The sequence below is a fragment of the Planomicrobium soli genome (assembly GCF_003014655.1).
In the GTDB taxonomy this organism is placed as follows: Bacteria; Bacillota; Bacilli; order Bacillales_A; family Planococcaceae; genus Planococcus; species Planococcus soli_B.
In genome coordinates this window covers 119,681-137,242 of record NZ_PYAT01000009.1, presented here as the reverse complement: position 1 = coordinate 137,242, position 17,562 = coordinate 119,681, and the positions used below count along the sequence as shown (strand labels likewise).

19 protein-coding genes are annotated in these 17,562 nt (G+C 41.7%); 14 read left to right on the top strand and 5 right to left on the bottom strand.

Features of this window, described 5'->3' with window-relative positions:
* Positions 1-31: 31 nt before the first annotated feature.
* From B0H99_RS12730 to B0H99_RS12690, 9 genes are all read left to right on the top strand, one after another.
* Entirely contained in the window at positions 32-1,483 is a 1,452-nt protein-coding gene (locus B0H99_RS12730) for a circularly permuted type 2 ATP-grasp protein (RefSeq protein ID WP_106534061.1), read from the top strand.
* The gene (locus B0H99_RS12725; protein WP_106534060.1) at positions 1,483-3,372 is read left to right on the top strand and encodes an alpha-E domain-containing protein; all 1,890 of its coding nucleotides are present in this window, start codon (positions 1,483-1,485) and stop codon (positions 3,370-3,372) included. Before B0H99_RS12730 ends, B0H99_RS12725 begins: the two co-directional genes overlap by 1 nt.
* Before the next feature lie 147 nt (positions 3,373-3,519).
* Complete coding sequence (locus B0H99_RS12720) at positions 3,520-4,965, top strand: DEAD/DEAH box helicase (protein WP_106534059.1); 1,446 nt, start codon at positions 3,520-3,522, stop codon at positions 4,963-4,965.
* Positions 4,966-5,231: 266 nt separating this feature from the next.
* On the top strand, positions 5,232-5,804 hold the full coding sequence (locus B0H99_RS12715; protein WP_106534058.1) for a 3D domain-containing protein: 573 nt from the start codon (positions 5,232-5,234) through the stop codon (positions 5,802-5,804).
* Positions 5,805-6,406: 602 nt separating this feature from the next.
* Complete coding sequence (locus B0H99_RS12710; RefSeq protein WP_106534057.1) at positions 6,407-7,258, top strand: MurR/RpiR family transcriptional regulator; 852 nt, start codon at positions 6,407-6,409, stop codon at positions 7,256-7,258.
* Positions 7,259-7,324: 66 nt separating this feature from the next.
* Entirely contained in the window at positions 7,325-8,137 is an 813-nt protein-coding gene (locus tag B0H99_RS12705; RefSeq protein ID WP_106534056.1) for a transporter substrate-binding domain-containing protein, read from the top strand.
* A gap of 30 nt (positions 8,138-8,167) precedes the next feature.
* Complete coding sequence (locus B0H99_RS12700) at positions 8,168-8,836, top strand: amino acid ABC transporter permease (RefSeq protein WP_106534055.1); 669 nt, start codon at positions 8,168-8,170, stop codon at positions 8,834-8,836.
* Between the two features lie 14 nt (positions 8,837-8,850).
* Positions 8,851-9,573, top strand: a complete 723-nt coding sequence (locus tag B0H99_RS12695) for an amino acid ABC transporter ATP-binding protein (RefSeq protein ID WP_106534054.1) — start codon at positions 8,851-8,853, stop codon at positions 9,571-9,573.
* Between the two features lie 229 nt (positions 9,574-9,802).
* Entirely contained in the window at positions 9,803-10,228 is a 426-nt protein-coding gene (locus B0H99_RS12690; RefSeq protein WP_106534053.1) for a CBS domain-containing protein, read from the top strand.
* 106 nt (positions 10,229-10,334) lie between these two features.
* Here the strand turns inward: B0H99_RS12690 and B0H99_RS12685 are convergent, their stop codons facing one another.
* The 3 genes from B0H99_RS12685 to rluF form a co-directional block, all read right to left on the bottom strand.
* On the bottom strand, positions 10,335-10,751 hold the full coding sequence (locus tag B0H99_RS12685) for a hypothetical protein (RefSeq protein WP_106534052.1): 417 nt from the start codon (positions 10,749-10,751) through the stop codon (positions 10,335-10,337).
* Positions 10,752-10,886: 135 nt separating this feature from the next.
* Complete coding sequence (locus B0H99_RS12680) at positions 10,887-11,603, bottom strand: DUF6904 family protein (RefSeq protein WP_106534051.1); 717 nt, start codon at positions 11,601-11,603, stop codon at positions 10,887-10,889.
* Positions 11,604-11,616: 13 nt separating this feature from the next.
* Entirely contained in the window at positions 11,617-12,324 is a 708-nt protein-coding gene (gene rluF, locus B0H99_RS12675) for a 23S rRNA pseudouridine(2604) synthase RluF (protein ID WP_106534050.1), read from the bottom strand.
* Positions 12,325-12,555: 231 nt separating this feature from the next.
* On the opposite strand from rluF, the gene adh reads away from it, so the two are divergent.
* The 4 genes from adh to B0H99_RS12655 all read left to right on the top strand — a co-directional run bounded on the left by adh (position 12,556) and on the right by B0H99_RS12655 (position 15,429).
* Positions 12,556-14,076, top strand: coding sequence for an aldehyde dehydrogenase (gene adh / locus B0H99_RS12670; protein ID WP_106534077.1), 1,521 nt, complete (start codon positions 12,556-12,558; stop codon positions 14,074-14,076).
* A 21-nt stretch (positions 14,077-14,097) separates the two neighbouring features.
* Positions 14,098-14,460: a DUF779 domain-containing protein gene (locus tag B0H99_RS12665; RefSeq protein WP_106534049.1), complete on the top strand. Its 363-nt coding sequence runs from the start codon at positions 14,098-14,100 to the stop codon at positions 14,458-14,460.
* A gap of 200 nt (positions 14,461-14,660) precedes the next feature.
* The gene (locus B0H99_RS12660; RefSeq protein WP_106534048.1) at positions 14,661-14,846 is read left to right on the top strand and encodes a hypothetical protein; all 186 of its coding nucleotides are present in this window, start codon (positions 14,661-14,663) and stop codon (positions 14,844-14,846) included.
* A gap of 79 nt (positions 14,847-14,925) precedes the next feature.
* Entirely contained in the window at positions 14,926-15,429 is a 504-nt protein-coding gene (locus B0H99_RS12655; RefSeq protein WP_245894528.1) for a Fic/DOC family protein, read from the top strand.
* 28 nt (positions 15,430-15,457) lie between these two features.
* Here B0H99_RS12655 and B0H99_RS12650 read toward each other — a convergent pair whose 3' ends face one another.
* On the bottom strand, positions 15,458-16,264 hold the full coding sequence (locus tag B0H99_RS12650; protein WP_106534046.1) for an AAC(3) family N-acetyltransferase: 807 nt from the start codon (positions 16,262-16,264) through the stop codon (positions 15,458-15,460).
* 87 nt (positions 16,265-16,351) lie between these two features.
* On the opposite strand from B0H99_RS12650, the gene B0H99_RS12645 reads away from it, so the two are divergent.
* On the top strand, positions 16,352-16,831 hold the full coding sequence (locus tag B0H99_RS12645) for an acyl-CoA thioesterase (protein WP_106534045.1): 480 nt from the start codon (positions 16,352-16,354) through the stop codon (positions 16,829-16,831).
* Between the two features lie 41 nt (positions 16,832-16,872).
* Here B0H99_RS12645 and B0H99_RS12640 read toward each other — a convergent pair whose 3' ends face one another.
* Entirely contained in the window at positions 16,873-17,376 is a 504-nt protein-coding gene (locus tag B0H99_RS12640) for a DUF421 domain-containing protein (RefSeq protein WP_106534044.1), read from the bottom strand.
* Positions 17,377-17,562 lie beyond the last annotated feature (186 nt).

The following is a 17,562-nucleotide window of genomic DNA, read 5'->3' as shown; positions in this document are numbered from 1 at the left end:
AAATTCCATAAACTACATAAGGAGGAATCACATGTTTAAAGGATATAAAACAAGTCCGTTTTTTGATGAAATGCTGACTTCGGAAGGAACACCAAAAACGCATTACCAAAAGTTCCATGAGATTCTCTCCCGGTTCAAAGAAGATGAATTGAAAGAAAAGCATGAAACAGCGCAACTCTCCTTTTTAAGGCAAGGCATTACTTTTACTGTTTATAACAACAATGTAGGGACGGAAAGGACCATGCCTTTTGATTTCGTGCCGATTATTATTCCTCCCGAGGAATGGAAGACGATCGAAAAAGGGATGATTCAACGTACGGAAGCCCTCAATCAATTTTTAGAAGATGTTTACCACGATCAGAATATCCTCAAAGATGGCATAATACCAAGAAGGCTCGTCGAAGAAAATCCATATTATTATGCGAAGCAAGTCCAAGGGGTCAACGTTCCGCTAAAAAACCATATTTTCTTGGCGGGAATTGATTTAATTCGAGACGAGTCCGGAAAATACCATGTTCTTGAAGATAATTTGCGGAATCCATCCGGGATGTCTTATGTTTACCAAAACCGCTATGTGATGCGCCAAGTATACCCTGAATTTTTCGCTAAGCATGCGGTGGAAACATTGGAACACCAATTGTCCTATCTATATGAAGCGATGCTCGACCATGCGCCTGAAGCAAAAAAAGATAAACCGTTCGCGGTGCTTTTGACGCCTGGCATGTACAATTCCGCTTATTACGATCATGTTTTTTTAGCCCAGCAGATGGGAGTCGATTTGGTCGAAGGCCGGGATCTGCTGGTCAGGGATAATATTGTTTATATGAAATCGATTCGCGGCTTAAAACGTGTTGATATAATTTATCGAAGAATAGATGATGACTTTCTGGACCCGGAAGCTTTTCGGGAAGATTCTGCTTTGGGAGTAGCAGGATTGCTGGAAGCTTATCGGCACGGAAACGTAGCTATTTTGAATGGCATCGGCAACGGAGTGGCTGATGACAAGGCTATCTATGCTTACGTTCCAGACATGATCCGATACTATTTGAACGAAGAGCCGATCATCAATAATGTGAAAACGTATCTGCTCAGCAAAGAAGAAGAGCGGGAGTGGGTGCTTGAGCACCTTGAAGAACTGGTGGTTAAAAATGTCGGAGCATCAGGCGGCTATGATATGCTGATTGGTCCTCATGCTTCTAAAGAACAAATAGAAGAGTTTCGCGAAAAAATCATTGAAATGCCCCATCAATACATTGCTCAGCCGACGATCAAATTGTCACGGGCACCCGCTTATCAAGGGGAAAAATTTTATCCTTGCCATGTTGATCTGCGTGTTTTCGTTATGAGAGGAAAAGAGACGCGCGTATTGCCTGGAGGATTATCGCGTGTCGCTCTGAAGGAAGGATCACTTGTTGTCAATTCTTCTCAAGGCGGCGGGGGCAAGGATACGTGGGTGTGTAAAGACGAGAGGGGGTCATTGTAATGTTAAGCCGTGTAGCCAATTCGTTGTACTGGATGTCTCGGAATGCGGAAAGAGCCGAGAACAATGCCCGTATTTTAGATGTACAACTGCTGCAGATGATTGAAGCTTCAGACGAGGAACTGGTCAGGGATCGGGACTGGAAGCTGATTTTCGAAATCTGTGCATCCACTGAAATGATGGAGCAAATTAAGTCTGAACCGTACTATGATGAAGAGAAACTTGTGCAATATTTAGCGTTAGCCGAAGAAAATTGGAACTCAACAGCGAATTGCGTGCGATTGGTGAGAGAAAATGCCAGAATCAGCCGCGACCATATTCCGGACGATTATTGGGAAGTTTGGAATGGCTGTTATTGGGTATTGCAAGAGATGGACGGGCAGCAAAGCGGTATGCGCAATGTCCGGAAGTTTTTAGAACAAGTTAAAATGACCTCCTTAACTTCCCAAGGAATTATTGAATCCGCTATGTCCCGCGGCGTTGCCTACCAGATTATTAAAATCGGCAAATGGCTGGAACGGGCAGAAAAAACAGCACGAATTCTGAACGTTGTATGTGAACGCACCCGCGAAAGGGAAATGGAGGAGCAGACAGAGGATTATTACTATTGGCTGGCAGCTCTTCGCATGACAAATGGTTACGAAGCTTATCTAAAAGCCAATCCGCCATTGATGGATGCAAAAGAAGTTCTTTGCTTTCTGACCTCCAATAGAGCTTTTCCGCGCTCCATCATTTATTGCCTGGATCATGTAAGGGAAGCGGTCGATGATCTTGAAGGAGGAAAGGTCTCCCATTACTCTTGGGAACTCTTTGCAAAACTTGATCAATTGCGCACCGACTTTGAACAGACGGATATAAGAGCATTGAATTCTGATGAAATGATGGAATTTTTAAATCAATTTCAGAACGGCTGCAATGAAATCGGAGAAATCTTTTCAAAAACATACTACTTAATCGATCCGACTTTGGAAAAAGAGGAAGCAAGTCAATCTCAGACGCAAAGGCAAACTCAGACGATTGGTACGAAAGGAATTACTTCTATGAAATATAAAATCGAACATACCAATATTTTTGAATACGAAACAATTGTTGACCAAAGCATGAATTCTATCCGTCTAAAGCCGAGAACCGACGAATGTCAGCGCCTTCTTACGTACCAGACGGAAATTACACCGGCTTCGGTCACGAAAGAGTATGTCGATATTTGGGGCAATAATGTTGAAACGTTCTTTATTGCCGAACACCATCAAGCGTTAACAGTGAAAACAACTTCGGTTGTCAGCATTCAAAAAAGTCCGTTTGTCCATCGGATCGATTATTCACCGGAAATGAACGCCATTTTCCATTCTCAATTATTTAGTGAACATTATTTGGCTTATTTGAGCAACACGGCCTACACTTATATCACACCGGAGCAGATGGAGCAGGTGGACAATCAGCTCGGTGAAATGACAAATCCAGTGCAATTTGCTATCGACGTCACTGAGTTTTTAAACAATCATTTCACATATGACGGCGAATCGACAAATGTCTCTACGGTGGCAGAAGAGTCGTTCGGCTTGATGAAAGGGGTTTGCCAGGATATCACGCATGTCATGCTCGGGATTTTGCGCAATAAAAACATACCAGCCCGATACGTCAGCGGCTATTTATACGTTGGTGAAAACTCGGCTTTAGTTGGGGATGCTGCAAGCCATGCCTGGGTGGAAGTGATGGTTCCAGGAATCGGTTGGGTAGGGCTCGATCCAACCAATAATGTAGAAGCGCTAGAACACCACATCCGTGTCGGAGTTGGCAGGGATTATAACGATGTTAGTCCAGTCCAAGGTGTATATAGAGGCGGAAGCCAATCGCTTGATGTAAAAGTATCGGTTAGTTTACTCGATTCATAAAAATAAATCATGCAGCAGGGAGAACGTCTCCTTGCTGCATATTTTTAATACTGCATAAAACTTAATAATTGTTTAATGACCGAATCTGCTGAACCGTGCCATAATAGAAGGACTGAAATACTTGTGGATGGAAAAGGAGCAAAAACGATGACTAAAAAGTTATTTACTGAATTCAATATAAGCGAACCTATTTTGCGAACTCTGGAAGGGTTAGGGTATACGGAACCGACAGAAGTGCAAGTGAAAGTAATTCCGGCGGCACTGGCCAAAAATGATGTAACGGTAAAGTCGCAGACTGGCAGCGGAAAAACCGCTGCATTCGGCATTCCGCTTTGCGAGCTGGTTGACTGGGATGAGAACAAGCCGCAAGCGCTTGTATTAACGCCAACACGTGAGTTGGCAGATCAAGTAAAAGAGGACATTACAAATATAGGCCGCTTCAAGCGCATAAAAGCAGCAGCTGTTTATGGCAAACAGCCTTTCGCCTATCAGCAAGCCGAGCTCAAGCAGAAATGCCATATTGTTGTCGGAACGCCAGGGCGTGTTTTAGATCATTTGGAGCGTGGCACACTTAACGTAGACCGTATCGAATATCTTGTTTTAGATGAAGCGGATGAAATGCTTAACATGGGGTTCATTGAACAAGTCGAAGCGATCATTGAAAAGTTGCCAAAGCAGCGGACAACCATGCTGTTTTCTGCAACACTGCCGGAAAATGTTGCCAAGCTGCAGCATAAATACATGGATAATCCGCAGCATATCGAAATCGAATCAACAGAAACGTTGACTGATCAGATTGATCATTCGTTATATGTAGTAAAAGAACAAAAGAAATTTTCGCTGCTCCAAGATGTGACGATAGTTGAAAATCCGGACAGCTGCATCATCTTTTGCCGGACAAAAGACAACGTCGACTATGTAGTAGATGAACTTGAAAAACATTACTATACTGTAGATAAATTGCATGGCGGCATGGTGCAAGAAGACCGTTTTGCTGTAATGAATGAATTCAAAAGAGGCGAATTCCGATATTTGGTCGCTACAGATGTAGCTGCGCGAGGAATCGATATTGACAACATAACTCATGTTATCAACTATGACATACCGTTAGAGAAAGAAAGCTATGTCCACAGGGCAGGCAGAACAGGCCGCGCTGGCAGAACAGGAAAAGCGATTACGTTCGTTACACCGAACGAAGACAAATTTCTTGCGGAAATCCAGTCTTATATCGGGTTTGAAATTCCTCAGCTAGAGACGCCGACAGAACAGGAAGTGAACGAGGCAAAAGATGTGTTCTTGGAAAAGCTAGAAAGCCGTCCTAAGCTTAAGAAAAACAAAAATGAACAATTGAACAAAGATATTATGAAGCTCTATTTTAATGGAGGAAAAAAGAAAAAGCTGCGGGCTTTTGATTTTGTCGGTACTTTAACAAGTATTCCAGGAGTAACTGCCGATGACATCGGTATCATCAAAATTCAAGATACAGTTACGTATATTGACATTTTAAACGGCAAAGGGCCTATGGTATTAAAGGCGATGAAGGATAAAACTGTTAAAGGAAAGTCACTAAAAGTCCATAAAGCAAATAAGTAGGAAAAAAGTAAGTCGCTGCAATGGCAGCGGCTTTTTTTATTGAAAATTAGTATTTCTCCTTTAATAATACAACAAATGGTCAATTAGTAATGATTATTAATATTTATATTAATTACATAATTTTATATATTTTAAGTCATCGTTGATTACAATGTCACAAAAAAGCATACAACTGTAACTGAAATGGCGCTTCTTTGTTACAGAACTGTAATGTTTACGTGTTATTTTGTTTGTACTTGATAAACACAAACAAAGGAGAGAACAGATTGAAAAAACTACTAGTTGTCTTGAGTTTTGCACTGATTTTATTCCTTGGCACATCAATTGAAAGTTCTGCAGCAGCAAGCACATACACAGTTAAAAGTGGAGATACATTATATAAAATTTCTAAAGCAAAAAAAGTGAGCGTATCAAACATTAAATCATGGAACGGGTTAAAGTCAGATAAGATTAAACCGAACCAAAAGTTAAAACTGAAAAAACCTGCCTCTAAAGCGAAAGCAAAATCAAAATCAAAAACGCCATCACGTTCTTCAGCAGGATCTGTTGTGAAGGAATTTACAGTTTCTTCTACAGCTTATACGGCTTCATGCAAAGGCTGTTCAGGCATTACGAGAACAGGAATAAATTTGAAAAAGAATCCTGGTCTGAAAGTTATCGCTGTTGATCCCAAAGTGATTAAACTTGGAACAAAAGTCCATGTTGAAGGCTATGGATATGCAGTTGCCGGTGATACTGGCGGTGCGATCAAAGGAAAGAAGATTGACGTATTCATCCCTACACAAAATGGAGCGCTAAAGTGGGGACGCAAAAACGTAAAAATAAAAATTCTAGAGTAATAGATTATGAAGGGCCGCTTGAGTTGTTAGTTCTCTAACAATTCAAGCGGCTTTTTATTTCTCCATTTAATGAATGTACAGTTTCTTATACCGTCTTATCTTCTATTTGTTGGGGTATCTCCAGAGAAGCCAAGGAAGAATGAAACATACATAATAGAAGAAAAAATGAAGTATAACAATTCTTTAAGAGTTATATCAGATCGATAAGTACAAAAAACGATTTTAATAGCTTATTTTTGAAGGTTTTTTATAATTTTTTGCTTGATTTGGTTTATTCGAAGGCTAAAACGTTTAATAGAGGAAGTTGTAGGGAATTCTTTTTTTAAGTCGGTCCTATATATATTTTTACATACCTGCCTTTTCCCCTAACAAATTGCGGCCTCTTACTCAAATCACTGGCTAAACTCCTAAGCAAATTAAAGCCTTTAGAACGAGAAAAGAACAACCTTTCCCCTTATCAGAGACATATCTTAAAAGAGGGAAGAAAATACAATACATATTCAAAAACATATAAATTTCCAATGTATTATTGCAGGTTTTCCTGCATTGCGATATAATTTTTATGAGGTATTAAGTATTTTTATAAGTTAGGGGAGTAATGAGTGCAGGATATACTTCGCGCTGTATCAAATTCATATAAGGATTTTAGTTCTGGCCAAAAAAAAGTTGGAGATCTTTTTTTTCAAGAACCTATTTTTTTGGCTTTTTCCTCTGCCTTAGAAGTTGGAAAGCGAGTCAATGTGAGTGAATCCACAGTGATCCGGTGGACACAAAAGTTAGGCTACAAAGGTTATGCTGAATTTCAGCAAATACTTCAGCGGAAATTAGCGGAAGAGCACTTCGGAAAAACAGAACTAAAAACAGCTGAACCTGCATCAGGATCTTTTATAGAAAATTTATTGGATGCTGATATTGCCAGTCTTATGAAGCTTAAAGAAACCATCGATGAAGAATTGCTTCTTCAAGTAGTAGACGCCATAAGATATTCAGATCGGTTGTACGTAACAAGCAACTTTCTCGATTATGGCTTAGCTCACTGGTTTGCAACTTGGTTGAATACGGCGCTTGGCCATACTGAAACGCTGATGTTGTCTGATGGCCAGTATTTTAACCGGTTAGCCAAACTGAAAACTGGAGATAGTATAGTTGCCTTTGTGTTTCTCCGTAATACAAAATCATTAATTGAAACATTGAAGCTAGCCAAGGAGCGGGGAGTAGAAATAATTGTCTTTACAGACTCTCAGGATTCTATTGCTGCTGGTTATGCCGATCTGGTGATTCCGGTTTCTCTCGATTCAAATTTGAATATCGATTCTTATACAGCTGTGCATGCTTTGTTAGCCTCAATTATGCGGTTTATCTATGTAAAGGAACATGAAAAAGTTAAGAAGAATTTTTCCCGGTTAGAAAGCATATATAAGGAAAAAGATATCTTTTTTGATGAGCAATTATAAATAAGGGCTTGTCCCAAAGCGCTTCGGTGTTTTGGTGAATAATATATAAAAAAAGGGGAGATTAACATGAAAAAGAAATTATCATTTTTAAGCGTTATATTATCAGCAGGGCTTATTGTTTCAGCGTGTGGAGGCGGCGGTTCTGAAGGCGAAAGCGGGGGCTTGAAATTGGTCGAAGAAGGTCAATTTACAACTGCTTCAAGTGGACTTTATAAACCTTTTAGCTTTGAAGAAGGCGGTAATCTGACTGGCTTTGATATTGAGGTAGGAAACGCCATAGCAGAAGAAATGGGCTTAGAGCCAAATCCGGTGACAACACCGTTCGAAACAATTATCCAAGGATTGACGACAAACCGTTATGATGCCATTATCGGGTCTTTGGCGATAACGAATGCGCGAGCAGAACAAGTAAGCTTCACAGATCCTTATTATTATTCTGGTGGCGTAATCTTTGTCCGTGAAGGAAACACGGAGATCAAGTCGGCAGAAGACTTAAAAGATAAGAAAATTGGAGTTGTCGGACAAAGTACGTATGAAACGGCTGCCAAAGAATATACTGAAGACATTCAGTACTATAACAGTGACGTTGTTGCTCTGCAGGATTTAGAAATTGAAGGCCGATTGGATGCTGTAATCACTGCAGATGTAGTCGGTTTTGAAGCGCAGAATACCGGTATTAAAATCGAGATGGTCGGGGAGCCGCTTTGGATCGAGAAAGTGGCAATTGCTGTCCGTAAAGATGATACAGAAATGCTTAATCAAATCAATGAAGCGTTAGCTGCTATCATAGAAAATGGAAAATACGAAGAAATTTCAAACAAATATTTTGGGCGTAACCTCCTAGAAACAGAAATTGAAGGCATCGAAGTTTTAGAATAGTCACGTGCTATAAGGAGGAGTGAAGAACGTATGCCAGAGATATTTGTAACAGTCTACGATGTATTCATGCGAACTTATCCTGGATTTTTAAGGGCGACGCTTGTTACTTTGCAATTGACCGCCGTTGGCGTCATTCTGGGAACAGTAATTGGTCTGATCTTTGCCCTTATGAAAATATCAGGATCTAAAATATTACGCGGCATTGCAAATACTTACATTACCATTATCCGCGGAACACCACTGATCGTTCAAATTATGTTTTTGTACTTTGGAATTGTTGAAATTTATACAATGGATAATTTTTGGGCCGGGTCTATCGCACTCGGCGTCCATAACGGTGCGTACATCGCGGAAATCTTCCGTGGCGCTATTCAAGGGGTTGACCCAGGCCAACGTGAAGCCAGTATGTCCCTTGGCATGAACAGAAAACAAACTATGAGCCGCATAGTGTTTCCGCAAGCTTTGCGCCGTTCTATTCCGCCTCTTGGCAACCAATTTATCATTACGCTTAAAGATTCATCACTTGTCTATGTAATTGGTGTATCTGAAATTTTTGCACTCGGCAACCGGGAAGCAGCGCAATCCTACCAGCCGTTTGAATCGTTCTTGGTAGTAGCGCTTTACTACCTGGTGCTAGTCATGATTTTCACATTCCTATTGCGTTTGTATGAAAACAGACTTAACGTGGACAGAGCATAGGAGGGGGGATATTAATGCTTACTGGAGAAAATATTCACAAATCGTTCGGAGATCTTGAAGTACTTAAAGGTGTCGATTTACATGTAAATCCTCGGGAAGTGGTGGTACTTGTCGGAGTCAGCGGTTCCGGAAAAAGTACACTGCTCCGCTGCTTCAACTTTCTGGAAATGATTAATGATGGAAAAATTATAATTGATGGACAGACGGTAAATCCAAAAAAAGACAACTTAACGAAAATTCGTGCAGAAGTTGGAATGGTGTTCCAGCATTTTAACCTATTCCCTCATAAAACGGTTTTAGAAAATATCATGGAAGCACCTATTACCGTAAAAAAGATGAAAAAAGAGGATGCAAAGAAACTTGGTCTGGAGCTTCTGGAGAAAGTTGGACTTCGCGATAAAGCGGATGTTTATCCAAGCAAGCTTTCAGGAGGCCAAAAGCAGCGTGTGGCCATTGCCCGTTCACTCGCAATGCAACCGAAAGTTATGCTGTTTGACGAACCGACTTCTGCTCTTGACCCGGAATTGGTGGGAGAAGTGCTTCAAGTTATGAAGCAGTTAGCTGAAGAAGGAATGACAATGGTGGTCGTGACGCATGAAATGAAATTTGCCAAAGAAGTTGCTGACCGAATTGTTATGCTTGATAAAGGCGTTGTGATCGAATCCGCTGATCCAAAAACATTCTTTGAAAATCCTAAAAACGAACGCACTCGGCAGTTTATCCAACTGGTTGAGTAAAAGGGCAACATTTATCAAAACAGCATCGGTTACCTAAACCGATGCTGTTTTTTCTTTTTCTCAAAGACGTTTTTTAATCGGAAAAACGGTTAAAGAATACTAGGAGAAAAAGAAGGGAGGCATGGCGAGACTAGGACAGGAAACGAACGGTTAATCGAGGCGGATGTATGCAGAGTGCAGGTATAATCTTTTGGGATGAAAAGTATTAAACTTACTGGGAGGCATAAAAATGAGAGTTACAGATATTATGACACCTGATGTAGATACTTGTTCACCACAAGCGACCATTCAAGAAGTGGCAACTAGAATGAGAGATTTGGATGTTGGTTCGATTCCTGTCGCTGAAGGAGATAATTTGATAGGAATTGTCACAGACCGGGATATTGTTATTCGAGCAATTGCAGAACAATTGTCTTTAGACCGGCCCATTTCTGAAATCTTATCTTCCGATCCTGTTACTGGCACTGTTGATATGTCCGTAGAAGACGCAGCCAACCTCATGTCCCAGAACCAAATCCGCCGTTTGCCTATAGTTGAAAATGATCGGCTTGTTGGCATTGTCTCTTTAGGGGATATTGCCGTGAAAGACGAAACTTATGATAACGCAGAAGTTGCACTGGACGATGTTTCAGAACCGGCAGAACCCGATAGATGAAGGGGAATATCAATAATTTAACCTAACCCATCTGCTGGCTGGTTCGCACCCTATGGCATAAAAGAAATAAAACCGGCTCCCGAGAGCCGGTTTTTGTTATTTGTTCTTATTGAGTTTCGATAATATCAACGGAAACAAGCGGCATGTTTTCTTCAGCCTGTCCTTCATAAATGCCTTTTACAGTGACAGAGTCTCCGACAGCGACGGCTTTTTCGGCCATATTTCGGATATATACTTGCTGTTCTCCATCAGTCAGTATAAAAGCGGGAAATGCATTGTCGTCTGTCAATTCTTCTACAGTACCTGCTAACATTACAGGTTCCCCATCAGGAATTTCGCCGTTTGCCAAAGCTGTAAATGTAGTCGGTTCTGCTTCATCAGCTTCTTCGGGTGAAGTTGGGTCAAGTTCTCCTTCGGGAGCTGAAACTTCTGTTTCGCTTTCTTGAGTCGGGCTAGGATTTTCGTCGTTGCCGCATGCCCCCAACAACAACGTGAGCGAAAACAAAATGAGCAATTTTTTCATCGGTTATCACTCCTAAGCATAATAAAAACCCTGTATTACCACATACCCGTAAAAAGTCGGGACTTAACCGAAAACTCCTGGGATCGTCAAATAAAGCAGCTATGAAAAAACACTCCAAATGTTCTAAAGAAAAAATCACCACGTAATGTTTTTCGGGTAGTCAGCTTGAATAGGTATTTCATGAATCGCTTTTTTGAAAGGGTTCGCTGCAGCCAATACTTGTTGGCGAAAAGATAGGTAATCCTGATCTTTCAAAGCGATTTTCAAGGCCACAGCAGGCAATGTCTTCTCGCGTTGGGAAACTGCCATGCCGATATATTGGAGGTTTAAAAAATCGATATACTGAATAACATATTCCTCTGTTGGAGACGCCTCACTAAATGCTTGGAGAATAGTTTGGTAATCTTTGTCGCTAATCCGGCCACGCAGGCAATCCAAAATCAATGACTGAAAATGCTGGATGTTGTAAAGATGGAAATCCCATTCCGGATTTTGGGCTTGATTTCGATGCATTCGGACAAAGTCCCTTAGAGCAAGAGATGTAAACAAAATTTCAGGCCAAAGAATTTCAACAGAAAAATAAATGTTTTTATCAGGTGCAATGAAATTATGTTGTTTCTTTACCTTTTCCTGTAGACCATTAAAGACCCTTTCAATATTGCGTCCACCTTGGGCCGCTTGGCGAATCTCATAAGAAACGCCGAGAATCCGCATTCGCGCGCCGGCATAATTGTAATATTTTTCTTCGGCGCCAATCACTTGATAGATAGATTGATTTAAACCGTCCAAGTCGAAATAATCGCCGCTGATTTTAACTCCTGTATGGTTCGGTGTATTGGTAATAGTCAGCAAAAGCTAATCCTCCTTAGCGTTTCGGTGTGTAATCCAATTGTTTGAACAATTCTTCTCTCTCTGAATCTGTTAAATCCCGCCATTGTCCGACAGCCGAATCGCCTAAATGGATATTCATGATCCGGATTCTTTTCAAGCTTTGCACTTCATAGCCAAGCGCCGTGCACATTCGCCGGATTTGGCGGTTCAGTCCTTGTCGGATGGTCAAGCGGAATGTGTATTTTGACAGTTTTTCCGCTTTTGCAGGAAGCGTTTTAGTGTCAAGAATCTCTACGCCTTCTTCCATTTTCTTTATGAAAGAATCGGTTACTGGCATATCCACTTTCACAATATACTCTTTTTCATGCTCATTTTCTGCCCGTAAAATTTCATTGACGATATCGCCGTCATTGGTCAGCAAGATCAAGCCCTCGGAATCTTTGTCCAAACGCCCGACATGGAAGATCCGCTCGGAGTGATTAACGAAATCAACAATATTGCCTTCGATATGGCGTTCTGTTGTACTGGTAATCCCAACCGGTTTGTTAAGTGCTATATAGACATACTGCTGTTTCGGCTGTTCAATGACTTTTCCGTCTACTTTGACTTCATCGCCAGGTTCAACTTTACTGCCAAGTTCGGCAATCTTACCGTTTATCGTCACCCGTTCGGCTTCTATGAATTTGTCTGCGCCGCGGCGGGATGTGATTCCCGTCTCGCTTAAAAATTTATTGATTCGCATTTGATATTCCCTTCGTTTCTGAATTTAGGTTTTATTTTTTCATTATACCCTGATTGGGCATTTAACAAAACGAACAGAGGGAGATGGAAATTTATTAGGAAATATTAGTTGCAATATTTCAATAAGTTTGACAATATGTAAGGGAAGCCGTTTATTTTTGTATGCTATCCAAAGAGAATGTAAGCGCATACTTTCCGGCAAACTAAATTAAAGGGAGGAAACAAAATGGTAATGGTTTACGCTTCACCGAACAGCGAAGGGGCAAAAAGTAAATTTAAAAGCAGATATGAAAACTTCATAAATGGTGAGTGGAAAGCGCCGGTGAAAGGGCAATACTTTGATAACATATCGCCTGTGACCGGCAAGAAGTTCACCGAAATTGCGCGTTCTACTGCAGAAGACGTGGAACTGGCGCTAGATGCTGCACATGCCGCAAAAGATGCCTGGGGAAGCTCCTCGGTCACAGAACGCTCCAACATCCTTTTGAAAATTGCCGACCGCATGGAAGAGAACCTGGAAATGTTGGCGGTAGCCGAAACATGGGATAACGGGAAAGCTGTCCGTGAAACGCTCAATGCCGACTTGCCTTTGGCAATCGACCATTTCCGCTATTTTGCGGGAGTTATTCGCGCACAAGAAGGCTCGATCAGCCAGATTGATGCAAATACGGTTGCGTACCACTTTCATGAACCGCTTGGCGTGGTGGGGCAAATCATTCCATGGAACTTTCCGCTGCTTATGGCTACCTGGAAACTGGCGCCTGCGCTGGCGGCAGGAAACTGTGTGGTATTGAAACCAGCTGAGCAAACACCTGCCAGCATACTGGTTTGGGCTGAATTGGTTGGAGATCTATTGCCGCCAGGCGTTATAAATATTGTGAACGGCTTTGGCTTAGAAGCTGGAAAACCGCTCGCGTCAAGCCCTCGAATTAGTAAAATCGCGTTTACCGGCGAAACAACAACGGGCAGATTGATCATGCAGTATGCTTCCCAGAACTTGATCCCGGTTACACTGGAGCTCGGCGGAAAATCGCCAAATATTTTCTTTAAAGACGTAATGGACCAAGATGATGCATTCTTGGATAAGGCGATTGAAGGTTTTGTCATGTTTGCCTTAAACCAAGGGGAAGTATGTACTTGTCCTTCACGCGTGCTTATTCAGGAAGATATCTATGAAGAATTCATGGAACGTGCGATTAAACGTGTAGAAGCGATTAAAATTGGTAACCCCTTAGATCCGGACACTATGATGGGTGCCCAAGCTTCACAAGAGCAGATGGAAAAAATCATGTCCTATCTGGATATCGGCAAGCAGGAAGGCGCTGAAGTATTGACCGGCGGTGACCGCAATGTACTTGAAGGAGACTTGGCGGAAGGCTATTATATCAAGCCAACGGTATTTAAAGGAAACAACAAGATGCGCATTTTCCAAGAAGAGATTTTCGGGCCGGTTGTATCGGTAACGACATTCAAGACGAAAGAAGAAGCCCTGGAACTTGCGAATGATACTTTGTATGGACTCGGTGCCGGCATTTGGACGCGCGATACAAATACTGCGTTCCGTTTCGGGCGTGGTATTCAAGCGGGTCGTGTCTGGACAAACTGTTACCATCAGTATCCTGCGCATGCAGCGTTCGGCGGTTATAAAATGTCCGGTATTGGCCGTGAAAACCACAAGATGATGCTTGAGCATTATCAGCAAACGAAAAACATGCTTGTCAGCTACAGTGAAGACAAGCAAGGGTTCTTTTGATTTAGAAAGAAGGTGAAGGCAATGGTCGAACGCGTTACGGCAACAGAATCAGCGCTGGAATTGATTGACCTATTAAAAGGCAAGCACGGACCGCTTATGTTTCATCAGTCGGGAGGTTGTTGTGATGGGAGTTCTCCAATGTGCTATCCAGAAGGGGACCTTTTTCTGGGGGATCAAGATGTGCTGCTCGGTGAAATCGGCGGCTGCAAATTCTACATGCATAAAAACCAATTCGACTACTGGAGCCATACGCAATTAATCATTGATGTGGTAGACGGGCGCGGCGGCATGTTCTCGCTTGAAGGTGTAGAAGGCAAACGCTTTTTAACGAGGTCACGCGCTTTCACTGCAGAAGAAACGAAAGAATTGCAACAGCAAGTTTAAGAAAACCGGATGCACTTGCATCCGGTTTTTTTGTGTGGCGAATCTCTTTTCGAATAGAAATGGAAAGTGTTTGAATCTTTCTTTCTCTTTCTGATTTTTTTAGTGAGAAACAGCAGCTAACCCTGCAAAATCACGGTTTCTGATGGGAAAAACGATAGAAAAATGCTATAATAATAGAATGAAAGGTGGTCGTAAAAACGATGAAATTAGCCAACGGGATTTCCCAAGAACAAGCTACTCATGCACTTTCCTATGCGTCACATTCTCTTATCACTGAGGGATTTGATGTGACAAATGAGGATCAGAAATTTGTTCTATCGGTATTGACTGGTGAACAAACGGAAGCTCAATTCCATCAGGCCATTAAATTGAAATTCAATGTCTAAATATCGGCATACTTCGATGTATTGTTATCCAGACACAGACGTCTTGATCAATGTTTTCGATGTAAGAGACGAAAACACATTGAAAGAAATTGAAAAGGTATATACGCTTTTCCGTTTGTCTGAAATGCAGATTCAAAAACCTCAAAATCCTTTGGACAAAGAGGCATTTCTGGCGATTCATCACGGTATTTTAAAAGATGTGTATCCATTTGCTGGTGAGTTGCGAAAAGAAATGATATCCAAGGGATCTTCATCTTTTGCGCATCCTGATTTTATTGAATCCCAACTAAACAAAATCTTTGATGAATTGGCAGAAGAAAATTATTTGAAGGGTTTGTCCCATGAGCAGTTGATTCCACGGCTTGCCTATTTTTTAGCCGAATTGAACGCACTTCATCCTTTTCGAGAGGGAAACGGGCGTACATTGAGGGAATTTGCCCGGCAGTTGCTGTTCAATGCTGGTTATCAATTAAGTTGGGAAAAAGTTCCTGAACCAGCTGAAATTATAAACGCATTCGTGGATTCTTTTAATTTAAACAACAACCGATTAGAAAAATTATTGACTGAAATAATTACACCGTAAAAAGCCGGCTCTTTCATGAGCCGGCTTTTTACGGTGTAATAGAGTGTTTTTTCAGCCAGTCAATACCGAATTCAATCAAAGGCCGCATAGCTGTAATTTTAACTTCTGCTTGCCCGAGTTTTCCAGTAGAAACCGGACCTGGATAATCTTTAACGAGTTCTGGAAACCGATCTGAATCCGTATCTACACTATTAAAAGTCTGCCAGACGCGTTTTCCGTGTTTAAGGACTGCGGCGCCTTGAGGAGAGGTTTTCCGATTCTCTTGTAAAAATTCAGCTAAATGAAGAGCCGTGCATGAATCAAATCCGACTCCGATCAGCATGATTTTTACATCGCTTTTGATCATCTTGCCAAGTGGCGAGTCTCTGCCAAACGAATCTTCAAGAGGATGTTCGCTCATCCATTCTTCAGCATTTTTGCCCCAAGCCATAAATGAGTGCGCCGGATGCGGGCTGCGTATCGTTAGCGGATGCCGATGGAAACACTCGGCGATTTTACCCATGCCTCTTAATCCGGTTAAATGTGGATCGTATGCTGGCAATGTATCCCGGAGCGGCTGATGCCAGTTTTCAGGAATTGGCGGTTCCATCCAGTAGCGAGGATCGGAATTATCCGCTGATTGGGAAGGCATGACGATAGTTCCTTCTTCGGTCACAGTATCAATCAGTGCTTCGACAACTGCTTGCGGACCTCCTGCAATCCAGCCCATGGCCTTTAAAGAAGAATGGACGATGACTGAGTCGCCGGCTTTTATCCCTAGTTGCTCAAGTTGTTGTTTTAATGAATCTTTTGATTGGAATTCGGGTGTATTTAAAATACGCAATAATTCTGTCATAAAAACCCTCCTTGAATATCAATATACCATAAGGAGAATTTGCCGTTTTACCAAAGACGCGTTAGCATTAAGGAGAGGAGTGATAGAATGGAAGCAATTCCGATGAGAGAATCGCGTACAATACAAACAAAATTAGTTTTGCCGCCGGATACAAACCACATGGACTCTATCTTTGGAGGGAAAGTATTGGCGTATATTGACGAAATTGCGGCCATTACAGCGATGAAGCATGCCCACCAGCAAGTGGTGGTCACCGCATCGATCGATTCAGTTGATTTTTTATCTTCAGCGCGTGTCGGGGATGTTCTCGAACTTGAAGCAAATGTTACATCAACTGGACGCACATCAATGGAAGTATATGTGCGGGTAAAATCGAAAAACCTGCAGACCGGTGTAGAAAAGCTGACGACAGAATCGTTTCTGACTATGGTAGCGATGGGGGAAGATGGGAAGCCGACCCCGGTGCCGCCTGTCTTGCCGGAGTCGGAAGGAGAAAAAATGTTTTTTGAAACAGCTCCAGCGCGCCGGGCATATCGGAAAAATCGGGTGAAAACGCCTAAAATGTAACCAATAAAAACAGTGTTCCGAAAAATTCCGGAACACTGTTTTTATTTTTGTGTTTTGACATTTTGCATTGCATCTTTAGGCTCGCTGCTTATAACCGACAAACTGCCGTCAGTTTCTAATACGACAGCTGTGGCTTCTGACGTAGAGCCTGAACCTGAAGAACGGATAGCCTGGAGAATCTCAATTTCCGTCATTCTTTCTTTTTTCATGGCACTGCGTAAAAATTCCCCATTTAGATAGAGCAATTTCGGTTCTGATTTGATCAGTTTGTTGAACCATCCCCAATGAATTGAACCAAAAGAAATGAGGTACTGAAGCACAAGAAGCAGGGCAAAAGCGGTCAAACCTTCAAACAGTGTTAGGCTGCTGTCCAATAAAACAGTTGAAAGGGTAGAACCTAAAGCAACAGTCACCACCAAGTCAAAAGCATTCAACTTCGACAAAGTCCGCTTTCCTGAAATGCGCAGGAAGAGAATAAGCCCGATATATGCCAATGTTCCAACCGTTACAATACGTACAAAACTGTCCCAAGTGATTTCGAACATTTTTCCGCCTCCTATCCATGTGGATAAGTTGAAAATATTTACTTATCCACAAGGTAATAATTGAGTTTTTTCTAAATTGTCCACACAATTACTGGACAACTTTTTGGGAATGTTGATAAATATTCTTTAAGATGCTTTTTTTTTCAAAAAAGTGGATAACTTGATAAAAAAAGACGAATCCAATGG